We start from the raw sequence: 19,583 nt of genomic DNA, 5'->3' as shown, positions 1-19,583 counted from the left end.
GATATAAGAACCTCATATCAATCTTGCCCCATGACAACTAATATTGATTCTATAACTAAGAAATTTCACAAAACAGCTGCTAATAATACTCAAAAGTATGTAAGGTTAAATTAGACCTCTGGATTTGCAAGACTAAATTAGACAGTTTTATAAATAGGGGTCTAATTTACTTTTACAATTAAACTGCTCTTTAATTTATCAGCGCCTCCATTTGCAATATTTTTTTTCTTCATTTTTTATGCTATAATGACAACTAATCGTATTAAAATAGAAAATTCTGAATAAAGCTACAGGGCTTAACGAGGATTTAATAAAGGGAGGGATGTTTTTGAGCATCAATACAGCGATAGAAGAAGCCATGCAAATTCAATCCGGTGAACATATGGTGATTCTATATGAGCAGGAAGAAGAAATGGTGGAGTATTTATCAGCATATATTCATTCTTCGTTAATACATAACAAACGCTGCATTTATATCACTAATGGAGATATGGACGAAAGTATCGTATTGGAAAGGGTCGAATCCCTTAGTCTCGGAAGGGAACAATCTGGAGATTTCATAGTGCTTAATAAAGAAGAGGCTTATTCTAAAGAAGGGCGTTTCAATCCTGATAAAATGATTGATTTTTTACGGACCCTGGTAGAGGAGGCCATTGCCGAGGGTTATAGTGGTCTGGCGGTAACCGGAGAAATAAGCTGGGTGATGGATTACGAAAATGGTCGGGAGCTGATTATTGAGTATGAGTGGAAATTAAATGAACAGATTTTTGATCGTTATCCCGTAACCGCCCTTTGCAGATATAACATGACGAAGTTTTCTGATGAAATGATCATTAATATTATTCAACTGCACCCCTATTTGATATGGCAAAACACCATGCATCAAAATCCTTTTTATATAGAACCGGAAGGATATAAAAATAATGAAATTGCGAAATATCAAGTTCAAGCCTGGTTGCAAAATATTAACGGTTTTACCAATGAGAAAAGTCGTTTTCGTAATATGCTAAGTAAAAAAGAAAAAGAGATGGAAGAATTTCATAAAGCCACAAGGGAAGGGATTATTAAAGCCATGGTCGAGTTGCTCTCAACCCATGATGCCTATACCAATAACCACAGTGAAAACGTGGCCGACTTAACAAGCGAATTTGGGAAACAGATTGGTCTGACGGAAGAAGCTTTAGCAAAAGCTTACTATGCGGGCATGGTACATGATATTGGAAAAACCTTGATTCCCAGAGAAATACTCAATAAAAAAACGAAGTTAACGGAAGCTGAATATGCAGAGGTGAAAAAGCATCCGGTTTATGGGGGAAGCGCCCTAGGCCATGTGGCTAAATTGAAAGAGATTTCAAAAGCCATCCATTACCATCATGAGCGCTGGGATGGAAGGGGCTATCCTGAAGGTTTAGCAGTAGAAGAAATCCCTCAATTATCCAGGATGTTATGCATCGTGGATGCCTTTGATGCCATGACCGATGACCGACCCTATCGGAAAGCCTTTACTGAAGAGCATGCATTGGCCGAAATTTCAGCCTGCGCTGGTAAACAAATTGACCCGGTACTTGCCGGACAATTCATAGCAATGATTAAGGAAAACAACGCCAAGGGAGAAAGTTGCCAAAGGACAAAGCATTGTAAGTTGACTTGAAGGTAGTGTGATCAAAAATACTGGATAATTCGGGAGAAAAATATGAAAAGAAAAGGATTCTTTATAATAATTGTAATCATGTTACTCTTAAATGGCATTACCCCGGTCTGGGGAGCTGATGTTTCTCTAAAAGGGGAGCCTGAACCCTTAGGGAGCCTCTCGGAGGTTCTCCGGGACCCTAGCAGAGAGATTACTATTGATCAGCTGTTAGATCGAAAACACGATGAAGCTTTTCGAGAGCATGAAGCAAATGTTTTTCAGTTTGGATTAACAAAAGATGCCCATTGGATTCGAACCAGTTTGAAAGAACTCCCTGAGGAGAAGATGCCGGATCCCTGGAACGAATATCTTCTTTACTACGATTACTCAGGGATCGAAAGAATTGAAATATATTTACCAATAATCGATCAAGAAGAAGAGGGCTACATCCCCTATAAGGGAGGATTTTATAACAGTAAGATGCAGGATGAAACCGGTTTTATTTTTCCGGTCTTTCAACTGCCGGAAAACCTTGATCCGGAAAGACCGATATATAGTAGAGTAGAAAGCACGTACTCCAAAAATTTTACGATGGCTATGGTGGAGCGAAACCATTTTTCCGGGGTACAGTTACGAATGGTAGCAATGCTTTCATCGATGTATGGCATCATGCTGGCCATGTTGTTATATAACCTGGTGCTATTCTTTGCATTAAAAGACCGGACATATATTTTTTATGTGGGTTACATAATGTTTATGATTATTTATCAGACGTCGGTAACAGGTTTTTTGAAAATCATACACTTTCAGTGGGCGCAGATTCTGGAATTGTATGCCCTTGCTACTACGTTTATTGCGGTTATTTTCGGCTTATTGTTTGCTTGGCACTTTATTAATTATCCACGATTTGTCCCTAAAGCAAAATATCCTGCTCTTCTATGTATGGCTATTTGTGGAATTGGCATATTGTTGGTATTGTCGGGGAATCAGTACTATGCCAATGGGCTGGCGTATCTGATGGGGTTTACCTTGCCTTTTCTCATTTTTTCAACAGCAATTATTGCCTATCGTAAAGGGCAGACTATTTCCAAATATTATTTGATGGCAACAGCAGTGCTTTTCAGTACGATCATTATCTTCGCACTGCGGGGGGCTGGAATCTTAGAACATAGTTTTGTGACACTATATGCTGTGACGGCTTCGGTGGCATTGGAGTCCATACTTCTTTCCTTCGCTTTGGCGGATCGTATCCGAATGTTTAGAAAGCGTCAGGAGCAGTCGGATGAACGGGTAAGTGAATTGACTCACATAAGCATTACGGACAGTTTGACGAGGCTCTTCAATCGTCGTTACTTTGAGGAGGTTCTTTCTGAAATAAGAGAAAACCCAAACAAAAGCAAAACCCCCGTAACCATGATTTATCTGGATATCGATCATTTTAAAAAATTCAATGATACCTACGGCCATCCAAAGGGCGATCAGGTCCTTAAGAAACTGGCAGAAGTGATCAGAGAAAACATAAGAGAAGGGGATCATCCTTGCCGGATTGGCGGAGAAGAGTTTGCAGTTATCTTTCATCATACAAATGGTCCAACGGCATGGCAAATTGCGGAAAGAATTCGTTCCTCTCTTGAAGCGGTTGATTTCAGTAGTATCGCTCCCCAAATTCCAACGGTAACCGTCAGTATTGGTGTAGCAGAGCTTAAGGGTGGAGAAGCCATTGAAGACTGGGTTAATCGCACGGATAAAATGTTATATACTGCAAAAGAACAAGGGAGAAACCGAATCTCACAGGTTGACTCTTCATTTGCAACCTAGAAATTTGAAGTGAGGGATTTTAATCCCCGAGGAATAAAACTTTATTTAGCGCTGGGATATCAGGAAATCCCATGTCCTATAATAGTATCTGAAATATATGTTAGCGGCTGAACCAAAGAAATACTAAAGACCCCTTCTTGCGTGAGTACTGAGTGAGGTAGGGGAGGAAAATTATCCGATGGAGCAGCCTTTTGTGACTTTATCACTGAACCATTTCCTCAAAGTCTATATGATAGCCATAAGAAAAAAATAAAACATATCATATAAGGAGGAAATAAAAATGCAAAAGACAGCGAAACGAGTAATTACCGTTACTATGACCCTGGTGTTGTTATTGGGTCTGATTCAGGCTCCGATAATGGCCGCCAGTCAGCAACAGGAACAACAAGAGCAACAGGAATCACAGATGGAAATGGTTTTAGAGTATGAAAGCCGATATGATTTTGAAGAGACCACCCGGCGATTCGAGGAAAACGTAAAGGAGGCGGGATGGTCCGTCGTTCAGGTATTTGATTATCAAGAGATTTTGGCAGACCGAGGCTTCGAAATTGATAACATACAAATTTTTGCCGTTTGCTCCGGTCAACATTCTGCCGCTATTTTAGAACTGGACCACGAGCGTATGGTATCCCCTTTGATGCCTTGCACCATCTCTATTTATGAAAAATCCGACGGAAATACTTACATTGCACAACTGAATTCCGGTGAAGTGGCGCAACCCTTTGGCGGCGTTATAGCGGAAACCATGGCAACCGTAGCGGAGGAAACCCACGAGATGATCAGGGACCTAATCCTTCCGCAACAGCTGAATCGAGGCAGACAAAACACCAATCCCGGTTGGGCAAACAACAAAAGACCCTTAGATAATCCTGCTGCCGCCGAGGCTCTAGAAAAGAACTTCCCCCATCTCTTTATGGAAGAGGCGGCCATGGAAATGGAAATGATTCTTGAGAACCAAAGTCTTTATGACTTTGATGAAACCGTAAATCGATTGAAAGACAACGTCGCCGATGCCGGTTGGTCTGTGGTGGGTGAATTCGATTATCAGGAAATTCTTGGTGATAAAGGATATGAAATCGAAAATATTAAAATCCTCGCCGTTTGCTCCGGAGAGCACTCAGCAGCTATTTTACAACATGACGATGCCCGGATGGTATCCCCTTTGATGCCTTGCCGAATTGCCGTATATGAAAAGAGTGACGGAAACACCTATATTGCACAATTGAATTCCGGTGAAGTGGCACAGCCTTTCGGAGGCGTCATCGCTGAGACCATGATGACGGTTGCCGAGGAGACCAATGCCATTGTAGAGGACCTGATTCAAGAGTAAAAAAATAAAGAGCTTTGCAAAACCCAAGCCCCGGCAGTGATTCACTGCCGGGGCTTTACTTTTGGTGATTTATATGGTATTATGAATGAGTGTTCATTAAGGATGAGTAAGAAAAGGTGGTTAAGAGGTAATGCCAAAAATTATCGAAAACATTGAACAAAAAATTTTCAATGCTGTGGTACAGTTGATACGAAAACACGGTTATTCCGCAATAAGCATGCGTATGATCGCCAAAGAATCCGGTATTGCTGTAGGGACTCTGTATAACTATTACTCGGATAAAGAGGAACTGACCACCACTGTTGTATATTTAAGCTGGAGGGAAACATTAAGAAACCTTGAGGTTATTTTGGATAAAGAGGAGGAATCCAGGAAGAAACTTCACTTATTTCTGGAAAGACTTTATGAAGAAATCAGCCAAAGACGTGGAATTGGTAGCGAGTTGATGAAACATGACTTATATAAGGACGAAAAGTTTTTAGAGATTCAAGCAGAGTACACCCGGATCTTTCGAAGACTGCTAAAGGATTTAGAAGAAGAAGAAGGAAAAACCTTTGAAGAGGATTTTATTAAACGAATCCAGAAGAACCTGATGCTGATTACCATTAATTTGGTTAATGAATTTATTGAGGAAGATCAAGAAAATATGGATTATTTAAAGAATGTCGCTGATAAGTTATTATAGCGATTATTCTTTTGAGAAAATATGAACACAAATTCATAATAATTAAAGGAGCGGTAATATGAGCAGGATCGATAAACGAAAAGAATTATTGAACAGCCCTAACGTGAAGAAAACTTTGATTACACTGGCGATTCCATCGATCATCGGAATGGTGGTTAATGGAATCTATAATGTGGTGGATACCATATTTGTGGGGCGGATCGGAACATCGGCTATTGGAGCCGTATCCGTAGCCTTCCCTTTTTTTATGCTGATTTCCGCACTGGGAATTGCTGTGGGAATGGGAGCGGCTTCTTACATATCGAGAAGCCTTGGTAGAGGCGAACATCAGGAGGCGGAGCGCACCGGTGCTACGGCAGTATTAATGGTACTGTTGCTCGGTTCGCTTTTGGCCTTCTTCGGTAATTTATTTCTTGAGCCGATACTGAGATTATTCGGAGCTACAGACAGTATTATGCCCTATGCCGTGGACTATGCAAGGGTACTGGTATTGGGCAGCCCCATTGTGATGATGAAAATGACTCTTAACAATACCATGCGAGCTGAAGGAAGTGCTAAGGCCAGTATGGTAGCGCTAATTCTCGGGGCCGGATTGAACATTATACTTGATCCCATATTAATATTCGGATTCAACATGGGAATACAAGGTGCGGCGGTGGCAACCATATTCTCTCAGGCTATGGCCGTAGTTTTCCAAGTCTGGTACTACAAATCGGGAAGAAGTTATTTGAAACTGAATTTTCGTCAATTCAAATTAAAAAAAGTTATTGTCGTACAAATTATCCTAATCGGTCTACCGATTTTTCTAACCCATGGACTGAACAGTGTGGCTATGGCCCTTGTGAATAACGCGGCAAGTCCTTACGGGGATGCGGCGGTAGCGGCTATGGGAATTGTTAAACGGGTAATTTCCCTGGCCTTATTTGCCATTTTCGGTTTCAGTCAAGGATTCCAACCGGTGGCGGGGTACAATTACGGTGCCGGCCGTTACGATCGTTTATGGGAATCCATAAAATTTTCCCTAAAGGTCAGTACCGGTTTTACGGTAGCAGCCTCCGCCGCATTTATTATTTTTTCAACTACGATTATATCCTGGTTCAGTAATGATCCGGAGGTATTAAATATTGGAGGCCGTGCCCTGCGAGCCTACAGTATTCCCTTTCCCTTACTGGGCTTTCAGCTGATTTATTTTTCCCTGTTTCAATCCATGGGAAAAGCCTTGCCGGCAGGGATACTATCCATCTCAAGGCAAGGGTTGCTTTTGATCCCGGCGGTTCTGATCCTCCCAAATTTCTTAGGGCTTCAGGGGGTTATTTTAGCACAACCGGTTGCCGACGGTCTGACGATCATCATGACCCTCGCTTTGGCGGGTATGATCAACAAAGAAATTAAAAGAGAGCTTCCCCTGCAAAAGAGTGCTGAGAATCATATCAAGCACTCCTTAAAAACGCAAGAAACCTTGGTCCAGGAAAAAAGATAAAAACCTGCTAAGGACTACACCGGGGACGTTTTGAGTTGTCAGGGGCTATTGTTTTTGTTCAAAGGACTCAATAAGGGGTATAAGTTAATTGTCCGGTGCCATCGGCACGAACAGTTTATACGGAGGTGTAGAATGATGAGGAAAGTATCAACCCGTAAGGATACTGAGGAAATTGCATTAACCATTTACAATGGAGGCTTTGGTGCGGTGAAAGAAAAACGGTCCATCGATATGAAAGCCGATGAATCCGAACTTATTTTTGGCGACGTTGCCCAGCTGATTGAAACCGACTCCTTAATTGTAGAAGGGATCAACGTTTTAGAATTCAACTATGATTTTGATCTGGTCAGCAGAGAAAAGCTCTTGGAGAAATATGTGGATAAGCAAGTGTATTTAAAGGATCGGGAAACCAAAGAGAAAAAAAGTTGTCGTCTGCTCTCGGTGGAGGCCGGCGGTCGTTGTGTTCTTGAAGACGATGCCACAAAGGAAATCTACACCGATACCAAAGAAGAAATCGTGCTGCCCTCACTACCATCGGGGCTGATTGTACGACCGGCCCTGGTTTGGAAAACCGATGGCAAACCTTCGGAAAAAGTGAAAGTATCCTACTTAAGTGGAGGCTTTCGCTGGCATGCCAATTATGTGGTGGAAATGAAAGAAGAGACCTTAAACATTGCGGGATGGGCGGAAATCCAAAATACCAGCGGGATGACGTTTGAAAATGCCCGGATTAAGCTTATCGCGGGAGACGTCAATCGGGAAGTAGAGGAAATGGAGCCGGACGGGATGTATGAACTTGAAATAACGTCTTCCTATGAACCGGAAGTAAAAGCTTTCTTTGATTATCATATGTATACCTTAGGCCAGGCCACGACCCTTAAAGACAATCAATCCAAGCAAATCGGGATCTTAACGGGAGAGGGGATTCCCTATAAGCAGTATTATCAACTGGGTCTTTATGAAGATAAGGCCGATATTATTGTAGAGTTTCAGAATCGACAAGAGCATGGACTGGGGGTGGCCATGCCCCAGGGGAAAATCAAGCTGTATAAAGAGGATACTGCCGACGGATCCCTGGAATTTATCGGAGAAGACGGTATAATGCATACCCCGAAAAATGAAGCTATTACCCTTTCCATTGGCAAAGCCTTTGATATCGCCTTTGAATATAAGAAAATCGATCATAAAAAAATGGGCGGTGTGGAATATTATAAATATGAGGTGATCATTAGAAACCATAAAGAGACGGAGGCGGAAGTCCGGTTTGAGCATTCCCGTCACGGTGTGTGGGAGATGGTTACCTCCTCTCACGAGTATATTAAAGTATCCTCTTCCCAAATAGAGTACCGAGTTACCGTGCCGGCGGAGGGTGACATTACCGTGGAGTTTGAATATAAGGTGGACCGAAGGATCGATGTTAATTTGAGAAAGTAGCTCGCACACGGTTCTTTTGAGATAAACCAAAGGGGACGGAGGTGTTCGGTTCATGAGGAACCAAACCCCTCCGTCCTTTCCGGTTCTACCCTCGGGGATTAAAGGAGGGGATGTCCTCTGAAATTAGAACTACTGATCAGGGCGGTCATCATCAACATCGCCGCCTCGGCTTTCCTAGCCTACCTGGCCGCTTTTGGCCTGATGAGCCTGGGATCCCTCCATGAGAGGATTGTGGGATCCCTGGCGGGACGCCTGGATTACCTCGGAGATCAATGCTCTAAAGGATGGCTTCTTAAAGCCTGAAAGCGTTATGAAATTAAAGAGAAGGTTATTTCTGAGAAGGAAGATAAGAAAGCCGAAAAAGTGGGGAAAGAAACAAGCGAAAAAGAGACTCTTTAAGGAGTCTCTTTTTCACAGCACGATTTTGTATGGATTTATTGTAGTAGACCTCAAACCGTTGTAAATAATCGTCAATTTACAAACAACTAGGAGGCCGCCTGTTTTTTGTACCTTATTTACCGATCGGTTACAGTAAATAATAAGTTATCTCTTGGTCAAAAGAACTATAAAATCACTCTACACTCATGGCTGCTGTTTTTCCGGCCTCGCGGCCCATAACCAGCACGGAAGTGATGCAAGTTCCGCTAGCGGGATAGACAGAATCATACAATTGACCATTCGCAACATCACCGGCAGCATATAGCCCGCCAATGTGGTTCCCTTCCGAATCTAATACTTCCCCTTGTAGATTGACTCTTGGTCCTCCAAAGGAACTTAATGTGGCCGGATGCACCGTTAAGGCATACAGATTGTTCTCTTCAATCTCGGCAATTGCAGGGTTTCCATAGTCCTCGTCTTCACCGATTTCTACTAATTCATTAAATCGTTCTATGGTATTTAAGAAATTCTCCTCTGGTACACCAATAGCTTCTGCTAATTCTTCAAAACTCTCGGCGCTTACCGCGTATCCTTCTTCAACGCCTTCATCTAGGATCTCTTCCGGTACTTCGCCGCTGAAAATTGAGTAGAATTCTTCACTTTCGTTTTCTACCATGGCTTCATACATCAAAGCGTAGTAATCAGCTTCGTTCATAAATCGTTGTCCACTCTCATCAACATATAGATTCGGAGCAAACACCAATCCGCCGAGTTCCCCTCTGTAGGAAACACTCGGGTCAACTCCTCGGAATCCAATAACGCCATTTGGTGCTACGATATCAGCTCCTGCTTCTTCTGCCATTCGTAGTCCGTCGCCGACATTACCGGAGGCAGCATAAGAAAATTGACCACTGGCTACCGGAGCATACTCTTCTATCATTTCTTCATTTTGATCAAATCCACCGGTGGCTAAAATTACGGCTTCAGCATTAAATGTGAAAGTTTGTCCATTACCGTTTTCACCTACCGCACCGATTACGGTGCCATCATCTTCTAAAATAAGCTCCGTTACGGTGGTATTAAGAATAATCTCCACACCTAAATCTTCCGCAACTTCCTCTAAGGGTCGTGTTATACCAAATCCCCCATCTTCCGCATGGTGGCCTCGTTGTGCAGGACTGATTCCTTCGGCAGTTAGATCTTCTTGAAAGACCACACCTCGTTCTTCTAACCATGCAATCGTTTCACCGGAATTTCGGGCAATGTAGTTAATCATTTCTTCATCCGCATTGCCTTCTGACATCTCCATCCAGTAATCCGCAAAATCCTCCCATGGTTCTTCAATTCCGGCCCGTTCCTGTACCGGACTTTCTGAAGCATGCAAAATACCTCCGGATAAACTTGTGCTACCGCCTAGCATTCCTAATTTCTCTACTAAAACAACAGAGGCTCCCTCTTCAGAGGCTTCTATAGCTGCGGCCAAACCGGCACCGCCACCCCCTACTACCAGTACATCCGTATCCATGACGTTTTCTTCTTCCTGGGGAGCTTCTGCTTCCCCGTTTTCATCAACCCCATTATCCTCGGGCGCCTCACAGGCGACAAGTATACTAAGGGTTAATAAAATTGAAATAAAGATCAACATTCTGTTTGTTTTTACCAAGGTCCTTTCCTCCTTTGATTGATGAACAAGATTGAAGACTTACGGACATTAAACTAAGAGAAAGATGAATGGAAAGCCCCCCTTTATATAAAATATTCTGATTATTTAAGTTTTAACATTGATTACGGCGTTTTTCAAGAGTATGTTGTTCGATGGGTATAGTAAAGGGTTCTTTAGGAGGGGGTGGACCGGATGCACGGTAGAAAAAGAGCATGTTAAGATTATGGTTGACAAAGCACTGAATAGTGGTTATACTCGTATATAAGATTTTAATAGAAGACCTTATCCAGAGTGGTGGAGGGACTGGCCCTATGAAACCCGGCAACCAGGAAGAAATTCCGAGGTGCTAAATCCAGCAGTGCATGGTCACTGGAAGATGAGGAGAAATGAAGGCGATTTCTACCCATCTTTGAATGGGTATTTTTTTATGCCAAATGGACGGCCTAAAACTTAATAATCCACACTTATCCAGAGCGGCGGAGGGACTGGCCCGATGAAGCCCGGCAACCAAGAAGAAATTCTAAGGTGCTAATTCCAGCAGTGCATCGTCACTGAAAGATGAGACCGGTATGTTTTTCACCCCTTATTCTTTTTGTGAATAAGGGGTTTTCTTTTTCAAAAAGAGTTAAAAAATAGAAAAAACAAACTGAAGGAGGAGACAAAATGATACATTTCCAAAAAATTTCGAAAACCTATCCCTCAAAGAACGGCGGGGTAAAAGCACTGAAGAACGTTGATTTAATTGTAAATGCCCGGGAGATTTTCGGGGTGATCGGACTGAGCGGTGCGGGAAAATCCACCTTGCTGCGCTTGGTCAACGGACTGGAAACCTTTGATGAAGGAAACTTAACGGTGGACGGCGTGAATTTACAGACCTGTGACAAAAAGGATCTTCGAGCCTTACGACAAAATACGGGAATGATTTTTCAACATTACCATCTTCTGCAACACCGAAAAGTTGGGGGGAATATTGCTTTTCCCCTGGAACTGTCCGGGGAGTCCCGATCGAAAATTGAGAAAAAAGTCGATGAACTACTGGAAATTGTAGACTTAAAGGAGAAAAAGCACCACTACCCCGCAGTACTAAGCGGCGGTCAACGGCAGCGGGTGGCCATCGCCCGGGCCCTGGCCACCAATCCGAAAATTTTATTATGCGATGAGGCCACCTCCAGTTTGGATCCCATTACCGGGAAGGCGATTCTAAGCTTACTGGAAAAAATCAATCGGGAGTTGGGCATTACGATTCTAATGATCAGCCATCAGTTATCCGCGGTGTCCAGAATATGTCACCGGGTGGGGGTCTTGCAAAATGGGGAAATGATTGAACAAGGATCAAAGGAGCAGGTCCTGGGTTATCCGAAAAAGACTTATACCAGGGCGTTGATCGAGTCCTCGGAGATTCATGGAAAAGCGCATTTGAAAAGGGAGGTGGTGTAAATGGAAAGAATGATTCAGTTGTTGATCCCGGCATTGCTGGAGACTTTGTATATGAGTACCTCGGCCACGTTTTTCGGAGTGATATTCGGTACCGTGCTGGGGGTGATGCTGAAGATCACGGAAAAAGGCTTTATCGCATCGAATCCGGCTGTTCATCGGGTGCTGTCCTATGTAGTTAACATCGGGAGATCCTTTCCCTTTGTGATATTAATGATTGCCATTATGCCCTTGACCCGGGCTATGGTGGGCAGTTCCATCGGAACCGGTGCCGCTGTAGTGCCCTTGAGCTTGGCCACGATTCCCTTTTTTGCCAGGGTGGTGGAAAGCGCCCTGGGAGAAATCGACTTCGGGCTGATAGAAGCCGCCCAGTCCATGGGGGCCACCAATGGTGAAATCATTCGAAAAGTCCTGCTACCTGAAAGCATCTCCCCGTTGGTACTGGGGATTACCATTACCTTTGTGAATGTGGTGGGTTACTCGGCCATGGCCGGGGTTGTGGGAGGAGGTGGTTTGGGTGATCTGGCCATTCGCTATGGCTACCATCGCTTCGATCAGGAAGTGATGTTTAGCACCATTATCGTCCTGGTGGTCCTGGTAACCACCGTACAATGGACCGGAAGTTTTCTTGCCAATAAATTGAATAGGAGGAGAAGTTAATGACGAAAAGAAAAGGAATTATTATTGGATTGTTGTTGATTATCACTTGGGGAATTTTTGTGGGATGCACCGATGCAGGGGAGGACGAGGAACTTTCCACTTTGAGAATCGGCGCTAGCCCCGTACCCCACAGTGAAATTCTGGAGTTTATCGAAGAGGACTTAAAAAAGGAGGGCATCGCTTTAGAGATCGTAGAGTTTACCGATTACGTAACCCCCAACCTCTCCCTGGAGGAAGAGGAAGTTGATGCGAACTTCTTTCAGCACGGCCCCTACTTAGAGAGTTTTAACGGCGAACACGGACTGAACTTATCAAGCGTACTGGAAGTACACGTGGAACCCTTGGGTCTTTATTCCAATAGCCTGGGGGATATCGAAGAGCTTCAGGAAGGAAGCACCATTGCCATACCCAATGACCCGACCAATGGGGGAAGAGCCTTACTGCTTCTTAGTGAGTTTGGGCTGATTGATGTAGAGGAAGGGTCGGACCTACAGGTTACCATCAGTGATATTAAAAACAATCCGAAAAACTTAGAATTCGTGGAGTTGGAGGCTCCTCAACTACCAAGATCCCTAGAGGATGTGGACGCTGCGGTGATTAATACGAATTATGCCCTGGAGGCGGATTTTCATCCCTTAGAGGATGCGTTAATCAGTGAGAATGAAAACTCACCCTACACCAATGTGATCGCCACCAGAGAGGAGTTAACGGATTTGGAAAAGATCCAGGCATTAATTGAAGTGTTGACGAGGGAAAAAGTCGAGGACTTCCTATGGGAGAACTACGACGGTGCGGTGGTTCCCGTGTTTTAACGGAAAAAAAAGAGAAAGCAAAAAGAGACTCTTAAAGGAGTCTCTTTTTATTTACAGCAAGCTTGACTAATTGCAAACAAAATAGTATTATGTTTATATATAAACAGACTATACAATATTATGTTTGGTTTAACTATGTTTAAGGAGGGTAACTATGGAAAACATAAACGAAGCTTTTTGGAAAGCATCTCCGGAGGAAATGCAGCGGGGATACATTTATCGAAGGGAGGAAGAGGACTATCGGTGCCTGATCTGCGGTGAGAGTTTTCAGGACGGGAGGGTTTATCAGCGAAAGGGGAAGCTGTTGGATGCGAAACTGACGGTAAAGGACCACATCGTCGAAAAACATCAGTCGGTTTTTCATTATCTGTTGAACTTAAGCAAACGGTATACGGGATTGACGGATACCCAAAAAGAAATCCTGGAAGATCTCTATTTAGGTCGCAGTGATAAGGAAATCGTCAAAAATCAGGGAGGGAAAAGTCCCGCTACCATTCGAAATCATCGTTTTAAACTGCGGGAGAAGGAAAAACAGGCAAGGGTCTTCCTAGCTCTGATGGGACTTTTGGACAATCCAAAGAAACCGAAAACCCCCTCGGAGGAGTTAGTGGATATTCACCGCCGGGCAACCTCCGTGGACGACCGCTACGTGATTACCCAGGGTGAGCAGGAAAAAATACTACAGGCCTATATTAAAGATGGTCGGGTTACAAGCTTTCCCAGCAAGGAAAAGAAAAAGATCGTGATCCTTCAATACATTATGGAGGCCTTTGAGGCGAATAAGCAGTATCGGGAAAAGGAGGTAAATGAAATCATCAAAGAGAAGATTGAGGACTACGTTACGGTCCGACGCTATCTGATTCAATACGGATTTTTAGACCGAAAAAGGGACGGTAGTTTTTACTGGGTGAAAGAATAAGGAGGCAAAAAGGTTCCTTCCCGTCGGAAATGGGTACAAATATGGAAACAGCGGTTTTTAAAAAAGAGGGAACATCAAGCGATAAGAAGGGAGCGGTAAGAGGTTTTGTTATAGTTATATAAGAAGAAAGGACTTATCGATGGGGGAGAAGATATAAAAATACATGAAGAAATGAGTGATGTATCATGGCCTGTACTTCTTTTGAAAATGCCAAGGCTTTAGTAAATAGCTTAACCCAGTTAGATGGGGAAGAGTCTATTATTATGGAGGGGGCTACCTATCATCTTGTTAATTCCTACGATGATTTAATAAAACTGAATAATAAGTTCAATTTTATAAGATCACTAAATAGGAATGGAAAAGATGATGACGTGAAACATGAAGGGTCTCTTCTGGAAAATGTATTTTTTGTGATTCGATTTGACATAGAACTAAGTAGTATTCAAAAGAAAGCAGGTCTTCTCTTGGAGGGTCTCAGGATAAGCAACTGTGTGTTTTTAGGGGAGCTTAAAAAAGACATTCAAAGTGATGATGACCCAAATTGGGAAGAAGGATCATTAGTGCTAGACCGTTGTTTAATAAAGAATGAAATAAGATTTGTTTTTAATCCGGTATCCTTTGAAGCTTACGATTGTTGTTTTATGGGTAGCGTATCATTCCATGATCTAAGGGATACTTTCGCAGGATATTTTTGTGATTTCACACAAATAGAAATCCAGACAGCACATATCGATAACTTAGTTTTGGAAGAGTGTTCTGCAAAGTCATTACTTATCAACTTCGATTCTCATCAGCCGATTCTAAATGTAGTCGAAATCACTCATTGTAGGATTGAAGATATAAGTTTTAATAGCAATAATTACGCTGCCAGGGTTATAAATAAAAAACTCGTATTAATTGGAAACGACATTAAGAATTTTACAACAAAAAAATTACATGCGAAAACTTTATGGATCAATAAGTGTACTATTGAAAATATAATGGTAGAGAAATCAATAATTGACGCTGATTTCATTATGGTTGAGAATACCTTTGATACAATAAATTTACGAGGTACGTATTTTAGAGGGAAAATCTTATTTGACATTAGCTTTATTGAATACGGAGATATGAACAGAATTTTTAAGTACAACTTAAGGGATACGGAAACAATTGAAAACGTAAATGTTTTTATTAGGCTGGCTAATCAGAACAATGATACGGATGCTGAACTGAAATTGAAATATTTCCAAAGTGTGCAAAAAAACAAAGCGTATAATACAGGGGTCAAATACATAGCGAACAAAGTTTTAGATATTACAACAGGCTACTTTACAAATTACAGAAGAATCGTTCTAACAATGATAGCTACTATTGTCATTTTTGGAGCTGTGTATTCACTGTTTCCACAATATATTTTGGTGGGGGATACCACACTGGATATAGCAACAAACAATAATACTGTTTTAGTGATAGTGAATTCATTTTACTTCTCGTTGATATCGTATACCACCATTGGATATGGAGACTTGTCTCCCATTGGGATATTTAAATTATTATCAGGGATCGAAGGTATGCTTGGGGTCTTAATATCAGCCTCATTGGTAACTGTTTTTGCACGTAAATTTTTATAAAGAAAGGCCACTGGTGGACGGCTTAGAGTGAGGCAATGTTTACTGATCGAAAAATATTTGTGAAAAATACATTGAAAATCCTCCTACCCTATGAGGAAGTTCAGGGGCATCTTAGGGACATCAAAGGAAGGGAGCTTTATGTACCCAAAGGGGAGAAAGAAGCCTATAAAAAGTTGGCCGGTGATATGGAGATTAAAACCTTTAACCCGGAAGCGGTGGAAAACTACGCGAACCTGGTTGTGGACGGAAACTACCTGAAGGGAAAAGAAAATATCGAAATCGAAAATTACGGCGCATTGGAATTTACCGAAAGGATCACGGAAGAGGAGATCGCAAAGGGCATCAAAAGTATTAAGAACTATGGTAAAATCCAGTGCCCGAAGGAGATCTACGGCATTCTCAGTCAAAAAGTTGCGGAAAACTACGGCATCCTTAATAGGGAACAGGAAAATTCGGAAAAGGGTGAAGACAGCGGATATACCATCGTAGCAAATATAGGTGCTTTGGAGCTGTAATCAAAGAGAATAAAAAAAATAACCGCCTCCAGGTTCTGTTCTCGGACCTGAAAGGCGGTTATTTTTTTCTTGGGGTGACTCTGTTTTTTGGTTTTCTATCCGATAAAGCTGCCATAGTGAAACTGCTCCTTCGCTTTTTGGATGTCTTTTTCAACTTCCTGATGACGTAAAATCTGAGCAATTTTGTCCTGGGCTTTATTGAAAACGAAAGTAAGTTTGTTAGACTTGGCTTCGTCAACGGTTACCACAAAGGTTTCATTTTGTACGGTTAAGGTTTTTTCCATGGGTTCTCCCTCCTTTATACGATCGATTTTTGTTGCGATGGTTTCCAATCCGTTCATTTCTAAAATGTTTTCCACGGTGATCCTCTCCTTTCAAATTTTTAGTTCTATGTACTACTTTGAACTTGTCTTTATTATAGACCGGATCTAAAGTCAATATAACCGTCGGAAGACGCTTTTTGAATCCTCCTGAAGGGCCTTTGATCCTCCGTCTGTAGGCGGAAGGGAATTGGTAAAGAGGGAAAGTTGGTAAAATTTTCACTGAAAATAGAGGAGTTTGGAAAGCAAATATTGAATTAATAACAGAAGGAAAAAGTGAAGACCTGTTTAGGTCAGGGTCGGAAGGAGGGGTATTATGAGTATCGAATATTGTGTAAATACCCAAATTAATGGGAAGGAACTGACGGAAGTATTTAAGAGCGTTGGATGGAATAAAGATGAAAAGGTGATAGTGCAGGCTTTTGAAAATTCTTTTTATTGAAAAATGCGGATTCAAAGAAAATGATCAAGCGATGTGGATTCCCAAATAACGGCATCGACCAAAGACGGCTTCCATGGGAGATTTTTTGTACAGCATAGGGAGCGGGTGCCGGGAGAATAGCAGGAAAGGAGATAAAAATGATCGATAAGTATGAAGTGGTCACGTTATGTGGAAGTACCAGGTTTAAGGAGGATTTCATGAGCGTTCAAAAGGAGCTGACGCTACAAGGAAAAATCGTAATATCCGTTGGACTGTTTGGACATGCCGGTGACAACGAGGTTTGGGATGACAACACCAAAGAAATGCTGGACGATATGCACAAAAGAAAAATTGATATGGCGGACTCCATCTTCGTCATCAACAAAAATCACTACATTGGAAAGAGCACCCGGTCGGAAATCGAGTATGCTGAAAACACGGGAAAACCGGTGCACTATCTTGAAACCCCTTAGGGCATTCACGAACCATCCCGCCGAAAGGAAGATCCTTTGTAAAATTCGCATTCTTCTTGAAAGTTAATACACTGTTGAGTGAGAATATTTGAGTTAGCGATGTTAATATAATAAAACACACAAAAAGCCTTAGATAATATATCTAAGGCCTTTTGTGTGTTTTATTGAAACATTAAGCTTTTACCGTTCTTTTTATCAGTAGTACAATCATACCGGAGGAAAGAAGGAACAGCATAACGTAAGGACTTTGATCTCCGGTTTGAGGAATCGGTTCTTCATCTTCATCCTCATCGTCTACCGGATCGTCTTCATCATCCACCGGGTCATCTTCATCATCCACCGGATCGTCGGCTTCTTCGTATTCCGTGATCCGACCTTCAGTATCCATTTCCACAACACCTAGTTCCTGAATATAGGTAATGACAACTTCATCTAAGGCGTGTAGCTCCGTTACCAGTTCCATTTCTGCAAAAAGTTCATAGCCGTCGCCTCCGGCAGCTACAAAGTCATTCGTAGCAACTAGATAGCTTTTTTCCAAATCAATGGGCTCATCGTCCACCATAACGTTTTTGATCCGCTCACCATATTCAGCTGAAGTGTCAATTTCATAGCTTGCGCCGGAAATTTGCAGGAAAGCACCCTTGGGCTCCGGATAATCCGAGGCACCGATTTCTAATGCGTCGATCATTTCCTGACCGGTTATCTCAAGGGTTACCAAGGCGTTACCAAAAGGCAGCACGCTTGCCACATCACCCTTGGTAATATCCCCCACATCGATGGAGGCTCGAATCCCTCCTCCGTTGGAAAAAGCAATATCCGCTTCGCTAGCATCCCGCATGGCGTCGGTCAGAAGGTTACCTAAATTGGTTTCCCCGGCACGGACGTATTCCCGTTCTCCATTAAGGTAAATTTTGTTCTCGCCGATTACTTCTGAGAGCTGTTCGTCCACTTCGGCCATAATCTCGCTAATGGTAGCCCAAAGCGGTAGAGCATCTTCGTCCGGGAATCTCTCCATGGCTTCTTCCTTTAAGACCGCCCCGGAGGTTATGGAAATATCTTCTCCATCAAATACCACTTCCACTACTCCTAAGTGTTTTCCATAATCCTCAACTTGTACAACCATGGTGTCTCCATACATTCTTCCACCTTCCAGGAAGGAGTGGGAATGGCCGTCAACGATTAAGTCGATGCCATCTACTTCAGTGGCAACACCAGAGCTTCGCTCTTCGTATTTGGTACTCTCGTCAATCCCTAAATGAGCCAAACTGATAACAAAATCCAAATCATATTCGTCGTCAAAATGGTCCATCATTCCTTGGGCATAGGTTACGGGGTTTAGAAATTCCAAGCCCGCGGTTCCTGCAGGATGGCTCTTAAACAAGGTTTCCGGTGTAGCCAGTCCGAATATCCCTATTTGAATGTCTCCGTATTCGATTACGTCGTATTCCTTTTCAATAATCGGTTCTCCCGTAGCTTCATAAACCACGTTGCCGGCAAATATGGGAAAATCCGCCATTTCTTCTAATTCAATCAGTCGCTGATAACCGTAATTGAAATCATGATTTCCAGCAACCATATAATCGTAGCCGATTTCATTCATGATGGTAATGATGCTTTCTCCTTCGGGAATTGTGGCGTAGGGTTGACCATGGACGGTATCCCCGGCATCAAGAAGCAATACATTTTCCCGATCCTCTCTAAACTCCCGTACTAAGGCGTCGATCCTAGCAAAACCCATACCATCAAATCGGTCTTCTACAATTCTACCATGGATGTCGTTGGTATGTAGAATGGTTAGCTCCAGGGTGTCGGAATCTTCAGCTGCAAAGGCAAAGGCAAAGCTTGATAGTACCATACTTAAAACCAATACTACAACTAAAAGACGTTTATTAAAGTTGCTCTTCATAAACCAATCACTCCTTTAATTTTTTTCCTATACACACTGCCATTCCATAAAGATCACAAGCTTATGTCCGCCACCGATGATCTTTTCCCTTC

The 19,583-nt window shown here is 42.5% G+C and carries 17 protein-coding genes and 2 riboswitches; of the genes, 14 read left to right on the top strand and 3 right to left on the bottom strand.

Annotation, left to right across the window (positions count from 1 at the left end):
* Positions 1-328: 328 nt before the first annotated feature.
* The 6 genes from ISALK_RS13205 to ISALK_RS13175 all read left to right on the top strand — a co-directional run bounded on the left by ISALK_RS13205 (position 329) and on the right by ISALK_RS13175 (position 8,377).
* Positions 329-1,651 carry an MEDS domain-containing protein gene (locus tag ISALK_RS13205; RefSeq protein WP_160723096.1) on the top strand — a complete coding sequence of 441 codons (1,323 nt, stop codon included), beginning with the start codon at positions 329-331 and terminating at the stop codon, positions 1,649-1,651.
* Positions 1,652-1,693: 42 nt separating this feature from the next.
* A complete protein-coding gene (locus ISALK_RS13200) occupies positions 1,694-3,448 on the top strand; it encodes a sensor domain-containing diguanylate cyclase (RefSeq protein ID WP_160723094.1) in 1,755 nt (584 codons plus the stop codon).
* A 280-nt stretch (positions 3,449-3,728) separates the two neighbouring features.
* A complete protein-coding gene (locus tag ISALK_RS15175; protein WP_236660378.1) occupies positions 3,729-4,778 on the top strand; it encodes a DUF302 domain-containing protein in 1,050 nt (349 codons plus the stop codon).
* A gap of 130 nt (positions 4,779-4,908) precedes the next feature.
* A complete protein-coding gene (locus ISALK_RS13185) occupies positions 4,909-5,463 on the top strand; it encodes a TetR/AcrR family transcriptional regulator (RefSeq protein ID WP_160723092.1) in 555 nt (184 codons plus the stop codon).
* Positions 5,464-5,521: 58 nt separating this feature from the next.
* Positions 5,522-6,943 carry an MATE family efflux transporter gene (locus ISALK_RS13180; protein WP_160723090.1) on the top strand — a complete coding sequence of 474 codons (1,422 nt, stop codon included), beginning with the start codon at positions 5,522-5,524 and terminating at the stop codon, positions 6,941-6,943.
* 135 nt (positions 6,944-7,078) lie between these two features.
* Positions 7,079-8,377: a DUF4139 domain-containing protein gene (locus tag ISALK_RS13175; RefSeq protein ID WP_160723088.1), complete on the top strand. Its 1,299-nt coding sequence runs from the start codon at positions 7,079-7,081 to the stop codon at positions 8,375-8,377.
* Between the two features lie 571 nt (positions 8,378-8,948).
* Here ISALK_RS13175 and ISALK_RS13170 read toward each other — a convergent pair.
* Positions 8,949-10,418, bottom strand: a complete 1,470-nt coding sequence (locus tag ISALK_RS13170; protein ID WP_160723086.1) for an FAD-dependent oxidoreductase — start codon at positions 10,416-10,418, stop codon at positions 8,949-8,951.
* A gap of 279 nt (positions 10,419-10,697) precedes the next feature.
* A riboswitch (SAM riboswitch) is annotated at positions 10,698-10,801 on the top strand.
* Positions 10,802-10,879: 78 nt separating this feature from the next.
* Positions 10,880-10,983, top strand: a riboswitch (SAM riboswitch).
* 98 nt (positions 10,984-11,081) lie between these two features.
* Here ISALK_RS13170 and ISALK_RS13165 point away from each other — a divergent pair.
* From ISALK_RS13165 to ISALK_RS13140, 6 genes are all read left to right on the top strand, one after another.
* On the top strand, positions 11,082-11,855 hold the full coding sequence (locus ISALK_RS13165; protein ID WP_160723084.1) for a methionine ABC transporter ATP-binding protein: 774 nt from the start codon (positions 11,082-11,084) through the stop codon (positions 11,853-11,855).
* Positions 11,856-12,512 (top strand): methionine ABC transporter permease, encoded by a 657-nt coding sequence (locus ISALK_RS13160; protein ID WP_160723082.1) that lies wholly within the window; start codon positions 11,856-11,858, stop codon positions 12,510-12,512. It begins immediately after the preceding gene.
* Positions 12,512-13,324, top strand: coding sequence for a MetQ/NlpA family ABC transporter substrate-binding protein (locus ISALK_RS13155; protein WP_160723080.1), 813 nt, complete (start codon positions 12,512-12,514; stop codon positions 13,322-13,324). The genes ISALK_RS13160 and ISALK_RS13155 overlap by 1 nt, the downstream gene beginning before the upstream one ends.
* 154 nt (positions 13,325-13,478) lie before the next feature.
* On the top strand, positions 13,479-14,243 hold the full coding sequence (locus ISALK_RS13150; protein ID WP_160723078.1) for a DUF2087 domain-containing protein: 765 nt from the start codon (positions 13,479-13,481) through the stop codon (positions 14,241-14,243).
* A gap of 185 nt (positions 14,244-14,428) precedes the next feature.
* Positions 14,429-15,856: a potassium channel family protein gene (locus ISALK_RS13145; protein ID WP_160723076.1), complete on the top strand. Its 1,428-nt coding sequence runs from the start codon at positions 14,429-14,431 to the stop codon at positions 15,854-15,856.
* Positions 15,857-15,891: 35 nt separating this feature from the next.
* Positions 15,892-16,371: a hypothetical protein gene (locus tag ISALK_RS13140; protein WP_160723074.1), complete on the top strand. Its 480-nt coding sequence runs from the start codon at positions 15,892-15,894 to the stop codon at positions 16,369-16,371.
* 95 nt (positions 16,372-16,466) lie between these two features.
* On the opposite strand, the gene ISALK_RS13135 is transcribed toward ISALK_RS13140, so the two are convergent.
* On the bottom strand, positions 16,467-16,730 hold the full coding sequence (locus ISALK_RS13135) for a hypothetical protein (protein WP_160723072.1): 264 nt from the start codon (positions 16,728-16,730) through the stop codon (positions 16,467-16,469).
* 277 nt (positions 16,731-17,007) lie between these two features.
* On the opposite strand from ISALK_RS13135, the gene ISALK_RS15415 reads away from it, so the two are divergent.
* Together ISALK_RS15415 and ISALK_RS13130 are read left to right on the top strand one after the other, a co-directional pair.
* Entirely contained in the window at positions 17,008-17,133 is a 126-nt protein-coding gene (locus tag ISALK_RS15415; RefSeq protein WP_306770748.1) for a hypothetical protein, read from the top strand.
* Between the two features lie 137 nt (positions 17,134-17,270).
* Positions 17,271-17,585: a hypothetical protein gene (locus tag ISALK_RS13130; protein ID WP_160723070.1), complete on the top strand. Its 315-nt coding sequence runs from the start codon at positions 17,271-17,273 to the stop codon at positions 17,583-17,585.
* 172 nt (positions 17,586-17,757) lie between these two features.
* Here the strand turns inward: ISALK_RS13130 and ISALK_RS13125 are convergent, their stop codons facing one another.
* A complete protein-coding gene (locus tag ISALK_RS13125; protein WP_160723068.1) occupies positions 17,758-19,491 on the bottom strand; it encodes a bifunctional metallophosphatase/5'-nucleotidase in 1,734 nt (577 codons plus the stop codon).
* Between the last annotated feature and the right edge of the window lie 92 nt (positions 19,492-19,583).

It is taken from the genome of Isachenkonia alkalipeptolytica (assembly GCF_009910325.1).
In the GTDB taxonomy this organism is placed as follows: domain Bacteria; phylum Bacillota; class Clostridia; order Peptostreptococcales; family T1SED10-28; genus Isachenkonia; species Isachenkonia alkalipeptolytica.
This window is presented reverse-complemented; position numbering and strand designations above follow the sequence as displayed.